Raw genomic sequence first — 7035 nt, 5'->3', positions numbered from 1 at the left:
GAAACCCGCCTCGTGCAGCAGGGCCGTCAGCTCGGCCACGGTCCGGCAGCGGCCGGTCCCCATCGCCAGCAGGTAGAACCCGAAATACGCGTCCGTGATCGGTTCGGCGCCGGGCGTGCCGCTCATCGGTTCGGCGATGATGAGCGCCGCATGCTGCGGGAGCGCGACCCGGGCCGCGCGCAGCATGATGCGCACCTGTTCATCGTCGTGATCGTGCACCACGCGCACCAGGGAGATCGCGTCGGCGCCCGTTGGCAGCGGGCCGGCGAGGAAGCTGCCGCCGATCGCCCGCGCCCGGTCGGCGAGGCTTTCCCGGTCGAGATGGGCCTGCGCCCGGGCGGCCACCGCCGGCAGGTCGAACAGCCGGAGCTGGAGGTGAGGGGCCGCGCGCGCCGCCGCCGTCAGGAAGGCGCCCTCCCCGCCGCCGACATCCATCAGGCAGCGGTGCCGGGTCAGCGGGTAGGCCTCGAGAATGTCCTGCGCGATCAGGGCCTGCGAGGCGGCCATGAGCCCGCCATAGGGCGCCACCGCCTCCGCCCCGAGCCCGGTGCCGTCCTGCCCGGCATAGGGCCAGTAAGCGGCGAGCCGGGTCGGCCCCGCCTCTCCGCGCAGGAGGGCGACGGGATCGCGCAGGTCGTCGTAGAGCATGGCGTGGTGCTCGACCATCCGGCCGATGGCGGGGTTGCCGATCAGGGCCGCGCCCAGATCCGCCAGGGCGTAGCGCCCGTCCGGCAGGGGGGCGACGAGGCCGAGGGCGGCGGCCGCCTTCAGGAGGCGGCTCGCGGCCTCGGCCGACAAGCCCATCCGCGCCGCGAGACCGTCGAGGCCGAGGGGGCCCGGCGCCAGCGCCCCGAACAGGTCGAGGCGCAGGCAGGCGAACAGGGTCTGCGAGTAGGTGAAGCCCGCGCAGAGGTCGAACAGCGCGCGGGTGTTCGCCCGCGCGATGCGTCGGGTCAGGGGGAAGCCGGCGGCCCAGCGCTGGAAGCGCGGATCGGCGACCATGCGGGTGCGGAAGGCGCGCCAGCGGGTGCGCCAGCCCTCGCCCGGGGCCGGGCGTGGAGTCCCGATCGCGGCGCCCCGCGCCACGTCAGGCCAGCTCCCGCGCGAGGCTCGCCGGCAGGAACAGCCGCGTCTGCGCCTCGATCTCGGCCCGGAGGGTCTCGGCGCCCGGGCAGTCGGGAATCACCTCAATGGCTTCCCGCACGAGGCGCTTGAGGCGCGCCAGGGCGCCCCCCATCCCCAGGAGTGCGGCGGCGTTCGGCCGCCCGAGGGTCGAATCGCGCCCGACCGGCTTGCCGACCTCCTCCTGCCGGCAGGCGACGTCGCGCAGATCGTCGGCGACCTGGTAGGCCTCGCCGAGGCACTCGCCCAGGAGCCGCCAGGGCAGCGACGGCGCGCCGGCCGCCGCCGCACCCGTCACCGTCGCGGCCGCGAACAGCGCGCCGGTCTTGGCCTGCTGATACTCGGTGAGCGCCACGTTCGGCTCCGATTCCCACGCCTGCCCGGCCGCGATTCCGGCGGGGGAGCCGGCCGCCCGGGCGACCAGCCCGACCAGGGCGGCGAGGCGCTTCGGGCTGCGGGCCGCTCCCCGCGCCAGGGTCTCGAAGGCCGAGACGATCAGGGCGTCGCCGGCCAGGACCGCCAGGGGCTCGCCGAACGCGGCGTGCACCGAGGGCTGCCCCCGCCGCAGGGGCGCATCGTCGAAGCAGGGCAGATCGTCGTGGACCAGGGAGGCGCAGTGCAGAAGCTCGATCGCCGCCGCAGCCGCATCGGACGCCGCCGGATCATCGTCACCACAAGCCCGCGCAACGGACAAACAAAGACGCGGCCGAATGCGATGACCGCCAGGAAAGACCGCATAACGCAGCGCCTCGGCGAGGCGGGGCGGGGCGCCCGGCGCCTCAAGATGCGCGACGGCGGCGTCCAGCGCCTGTTCGATTCGACGGTTGGCGTCCATCAGGCGATCCCTCCGTGTCACTTGTTATTAGATTTTTAGAGTGTCAGTATTGATTGACAGTCGTCAAGACAGTTCCGCATGACGGAGATTCAGGGGTGAAGGTGGTCATCGTCGGTGCCGGCATCGGTGGCCTCGCGGCCGCCCTGCGGCTCGCCCATGTGGGCCTCGACGTCACGGTGCTCGAGCGGGCGCCATACCCGGGCGGCAAGATGCGCAGCGTTCCCGTGGGCAGCAGCGCTGTAGAAGCCGGCCCCACGGTCTTCACCATGCGCTGGGTCTTTGACGAACTTTTTGCGGAGTGCGGAGCCGATCTCGCCGACCATGTCGGACTCGAACCAGCCACAATCCTAGCCCGCCATGCCTGGCGGGCGGGCGAGACGCTTGATCTCATGGCCGAGCCGGAAGCCTCCGAAGCCGCGATCGCGGCGTTCGCTGGCGCGCGCGAGCGGGACGGGTACCGTCGCTTCCGCGCTAGAGCAGCAGAGGTCTACGCCACCCTCGAGGGACCGTTCATCCGTGGTGAGCGCCCGAGTCCCGTCGACCTGACCTGGCGCGCTGGCCTCTCGGGGCTTGGCGATCTCTGGCGAATTCAGCCCTTTACGAGCCTGTGGGGCGCACTCGGCGATTACTTCACCGATCCGCGACTGCGCCAACTCTTCGGGCGCTACGCGACATATTGCGGCTCCTCGCCCTTCGCAGCACCCGCCACACTGATGCTCGTGGCGCATGTGGAGAGCCAGGGGGTATGGCATGTGACGGGGGGCCTCAGCCGCCTGGCCCACGCCGTGGCGCAACTTGCCGGCGAGCGTGGCGCTCGCTTCCGCTATGAGACATCCGCCCGCCGCATCGCCGTCTCGGGAGGACGCGTGGTCGGGGTCGACCTTGCCGACGGCGAGCGAATTCCTGCCGACGCGGTGATCTGCAACGCCGACGTGGCGGGCCTTGCCGAGGGCCTGCTCGGTCGCGAGGCTGCCCGAGGGGCGGACGTGGTCCCGGCCCCCCAGCGGTCTCTTTCGGCAGTGACGCTCTGCCTCTCGGCCAAGGCCCAGGGCTTCCCGCTCGCCCGCCACACCGTGTTCTTCTCGGCCGATTACGCCGCTGAGTTCGCACAGATCGCTCGGGGCATCCTGCCCGAAGACCCAACGATCTACGTCTGCGCCCAGGACCGAAGCGATGCCGCCCTGGATCCAGACGGCTCGGAGCGCCTGCTCTGCCTCGCCAACGCCTCGGCCCGCCCCTTCAGCCCCTCGGAGATCGAGACATGCGTGACCAAGATGCGGCGGCGCCTGAGCGCGAGTGGTCTGACTTTGGCGGACACGGCGGAGCCGGTGACGACCCAGCCGGAGGATTTCGCGCGCCTGTTTCCGGGCTCGGCGGGGGCGCTATACGGGCGGGCCTCCCACGGCTGGATGGCCTCGTTCAAGCGACCGGGGGCACGCACGAGGATTCCCGGGCTGTACCTCGCCGGGGGAAGCGTCCATCCGGGGCCGGGGGTGCCGATGGCGGCCCAGTCGGGGCGACTCGCAGTGGAGAGCCTGCTGCGCGACCGGACCCGCGCCCGCGCTTCGATACGCGGGTGGATCGCGACGGCTACGTCTGGTGGTACGTCGACGCCTTGAGCTCCGACGGGCGCCAGGGGCTGACAATCATCGCCTTCATCGGCAGCGTGTTCTCCCCCTACTATGCCTGGGACCCGACGCGCGATCCGTTCAACCATTGTGCCGTCAACGTGGTGCTGTACGGAGAGCGGGCCAACCGCTTCTGCATGACCGAGCGTGGGCGTGCCGCCCTGGACAGGGACGCGGACCACATCCGAATTGGGCCGAGCGGCCTCGACTGGGACGGGACCACCCTGACGATCCGCCTCGACGAGGTGACGGCGCCGATTCCCAACCGGGTCCGGGGCACAGTGCGGCTCAAGCCCCCCGGCTTCACGCCGGGCCCTCGTCGCCTCGACGCGGACGGCCTCCACCGCTGGTGGCCGATGGCACCGAGTTCGCCCGTCGAGGTGGCACTGTCCGAGCCCGGCATCAACTGGCGCGGCACGGCCTACTTTGACACGAACCACGGCGACACCGCCCTGGAGGCCGCCTTCACGGACTGGACCTGGTGCCGAGCCGATCTGCGGGACGGAGCAGCGATCCTCTACGACGTGCATCGCCGAGATGGGACCGCCCAGACCCTGACCCTCTGCTTCGCTTCGGACGGATCCCCGCGCGAGATCAAGCCGCCGCGCCGCGCTACCCTGCCCCCGACCCGCCTCTGGCGAATGCCCCGCCACACGCGCAGCGACGACGGCCAAGCCGAAATCCTGAAAACCTTCGAGGACACCCCGTTCTACGCGCGCTCGCACCTCGCCGCGACCCTGCGCGGAGAACCGGTGCGGCCGGTGCACGAGAGCCTCTCGCTAACTCGATTCAGCAACCCGCTGGTGCGCCTGATGCTGCCTTTCCGGATGCCGCGCCGGGTTTGAACTTAGCCTTCCAGACGTTCGTCGCCCAGGAACTCGATACCGAAGCCCGACAGGCCCACATAGGCGCGCGACGACGTCGCGAGGTTACGGATCGAGGAAACGCCGAGGTCGCGCAGGATTTGGGCGCCGAGCCCGACCTCGCGCCACTGGGCGACGCGCTGGGCCTCAGAGCCCTCCTCGGCGATGGGCTTTACGGGCACGCCCGCAGTCCCGTCGCGCAGATAGACGAGGACGCCACGGCCTTCCTGTGCGAACCGGCGCATCACCGCCTCGATCTGTCGGCCGCCCTCGATGACGTCGGCCACCACGTTGGAGCGGTGCAAGCGCACCAACACGTCCCGCCCATCACCGATGCGGCCGTGGACGAAGGCGAATTGCTGCACGGTCTCGAAGGGCGTGGTGTAGGCGTAGCCCGTCATCTCTCCGAACTCGGTCCGAACCGGGAAGGTGGAGACGCGCTCCACTAGGGTCTCACGGGCCTGCCGGTAGGCGATGAGATCCGCCACCGAGACGCGCTTGAGATTATGCTGTTCGGCGAAGGCCGTGATCTGCGGCCCCTTCATCACGGTGCCGTCGTCGTTCGCGAGTTCGCAGATCACGCCCACGGGCGGCAGGCCTGCGAGCTTGCAGAGATCCACCGCCGCCTCAGTGTGGCCGGACCGCATGAGCACGCCGCCGTCCTTGGCGATGAGTGGGAAGACGTGACCAGGGCGCACGAAATCGTCCTCGCCCATGTTACCGTTGGCGAGCGCCCGCACGGTGTTGCAGCGTTGCTCGGCCGAGATGCCGGTGGTCAGCCCGTGCTTGACGTCAACCGTAACCGTGAAGGCGGTGCCGAGGGGCGCGTCATTCGAGGCCACCATGGGGTCGAGGCGCAAGCGCCGCGCCTCGGCACGTGTCAGGGGCGCGCAGACGATGCCGCAGGTATTGCGGATAATAAAAGCCATCTTCTCTGGCGTGCAAAGGGAGGCCGCAACGACGAGGTCGCCCTCATTTTCGCGGTCGTCGTCATCGGTGACGACGACGATGTCGCCGCGGGCATAGGCCTCGATGGCTTGCGTGACGTGGGTGTGGGGCACGGGCTGTCTCTTGACGTTCGCGGATCGGTCGGCGGCGGGCGCAGGCAGAGTCAAAGCCGGGCGCCGGTCTGCCCTCGATGGCGCAGATAGTGATCGGCGAGGACGCACGCCATCATGGCCTCGGCGACCGGCACGGCGCGGATGCCGACACAGGGGTCGTGGCGGCCCTTGGTGACGAGGTCGACGTCGCGGTTGTCCCGCGTCACGCTCATGCGCGGGGTCAGGATCGACGAGGTCGGCTTCACGGCGAAGCGGCAGACGACCGGCTGGCCTGTGGAGATGCCGCCGAGCACGCCGCCCGCGTGGTTGGCCAGGAAGGTTGGAGCGCCCCCATTGCCGGAGCGCATTTCGTCGGCGTTTTCCTCGCCCCGCAGCGCGGCCGATGCGAAACCGTCGCCGATCTCAACGCCCTTCACGGCGTTGATCGACATCATCGCGGCTGCAAGGTCTGCATCGAGCTTGCCGTAGATCGGTGCGCCGAGCCCGGGAGGCACGCCCTCGGCCACAACCTCGATCACCGCGCCCACCGACGAGCCATCCTTGCGGATGCCATCGAGGTAATCCTCGTAGAAGCGCGCGGCCTCCGGGTCCGGGCAGAAGAACGGGTTGGCGTTCACTGCCTCCCAGTCCCAACGCGACCGATCGATGGCATGCGGCCCCATCTGCACAAGGGCGGCGCGGATGGTAACGCTGGCGGGCAGCACCCTGCGCGCGACCGCGCCAGCGGCGACGCGGGCGGCGGTCTCACGGGCCGAGGACCGGCCGCCGCCGCGATAGTCACGGATGCCGTACTTGGCATCGTAGGCGTAGTCGGCATGGCCTGGCCGGTAGCTGTCGCGGATCTCGGAATAATCCTTCGACCGCTGATCGGTGTTCTCGATCTCCAAAGCGATCGGCGTGCCCGTCGTCAGCTGAACGCCGCCGGTGCGGTCGTCGGCGAAGACCCCGGAGAGAATACGGACCTGATCGGGCTCGCGTCGCTGAGTGGTAAAGCGCGACTGGCCCGGTTTGCGCCGGTCCAGTTCCGCCTGGATGTCCTCCGCCGAGAGGGCCAACCCGGGCGGGCAGCCATCGACCACGCAGCCGAGGGCGGCCCCGTGGCTCTCGCCGAAGGTGGTGACGCGAAATAGGTGTCCGAATGTATTGTGCGACATGGCGATCTCGCTCTAGCGCGGGTTTGCCCCGAGGGCCAGCGCGCGCCGCGCGGAGCCGGATGGCGTCGGGCGTTCCTACCGGAATGGCTAAGAGCGCCCAAGGCATGTTCGGACGCCTGGATCCGGCAGTGTGGTTCGTCGAGCGATCCCCCAAATGCGGGATGCATGCGCATGAGCACCCGCTACAGATTCCTCATCCCCCGAGGGATCAGGATCTTTCTCACCCGCCCGGCGAAAGCTGTGGCGGGTTTTTTCTAGAATCACCGACCCATGCGCTTTGAACCGCGTCGGAGACCTAGAGCGGTGTCCGATCCGCTTGAATCGTTTGGGGTTTCGAGAGCGGCGTAGATGTGATTCGATACCCGTCTTTCC

The 7035-nt window shown here is 69.8% G+C and carries 6 protein-coding genes; 2 read left to right on the top strand and 4 right to left on the bottom strand.

Annotated elements, in window-relative coordinates:
• Both K2X24_RS15620 and K2X24_RS15615 read right to left on the bottom strand, forming a co-directional pair.
• On the bottom strand, positions 1 to 1002 hold a 1002-nt coding region (locus tag K2X24_RS15620; protein ID WP_292499282.1), incomplete at its 3' end, for a methyltransferase.
• 85 nt (positions 1003 to 1087) lie between these two features.
• A complete protein-coding gene (locus tag K2X24_RS15615; RefSeq protein WP_292499281.1) occupies positions 1088 to 1957 on the bottom strand; it encodes a polyprenyl synthetase family protein in 870 nt (289 codons plus the stop codon).
• Between the two features lie 95 nt (positions 1958 to 2052).
• Here K2X24_RS15615 and crtD point away from each other — a divergent pair, with 95 nt between their 5' ends.
• Complete coding sequence (gene crtD, locus K2X24_RS15610) at positions 2053 to 3576, top strand: 1-hydroxycarotenoid 3,4-desaturase CrtD (RefSeq protein WP_292499280.1); 1524 nt, start codon at positions 2053 to 2055, stop codon at positions 3574 to 3576.
• Positions 3534 to 4430 carry a carotenoid 1,2-hydratase gene (locus K2X24_RS15605; RefSeq protein ID WP_292499279.1) on the top strand — a complete coding sequence of 299 codons (897 nt, stop codon included), beginning with the start codon at positions 3534 to 3536 and terminating at the stop codon, positions 4428 to 4430. Before crtD ends, K2X24_RS15605 begins: the two co-directional genes overlap by 43 nt.
• A 2-nt stretch (positions 4431 to 4432) precedes the next feature.
• On the opposite strand, the gene ribB is transcribed toward K2X24_RS15605, so the two are convergent.
• Both ribB and aroC read right to left on the bottom strand, forming a co-directional pair.
• Positions 4433 to 5509: a 3,4-dihydroxy-2-butanone-4-phosphate synthase gene (ribB, locus tag K2X24_RS15600; RefSeq protein ID WP_292499278.1), complete on the bottom strand. Its 1077-nt coding sequence runs from the start codon at positions 5507 to 5509 to the stop codon at positions 4433 to 4435.
• A 50-nt stretch (positions 5510 to 5559) separates the two neighbouring features.
• On the bottom strand, positions 5560 to 6663 hold the full coding sequence (gene aroC, locus K2X24_RS15595; protein ID WP_292499277.1) for a chorismate synthase: 1104 nt from the start codon (positions 6661 to 6663) through the stop codon (positions 5560 to 5562).
• Positions 6664 to 7035 lie beyond the last annotated feature (372 nt).

It is taken from the genome of Methylobacterium sp. (assembly GCF_019750675.1).
GTDB lineage: Bacteria > Pseudomonadota > Alphaproteobacteria > Rhizobiales > Beijerinckiaceae > Methylobacterium.
The sequence above is the reverse complement of the archived record's forward strand: the minus strand, read 5'-3'. Positions and strand labels throughout refer to the sequence as shown.

Bases quoted from the DNA above. Each gene is read 5' to 3' on its own strand.
- K2X24_RS15615 (WP_292499281.1), bottom strand. From the start codon at position 1,957: ATGGACGCCAACCGTCGAATCGAACAGGCGCTGGACGCCGCCGTCGCG.
- aroC (WP_292499277.1), bottom strand. From the start codon at position 6,663: ATGTCGCACAATACATTCGGACACCTATTTCGCGTCACCACCTTCGGC.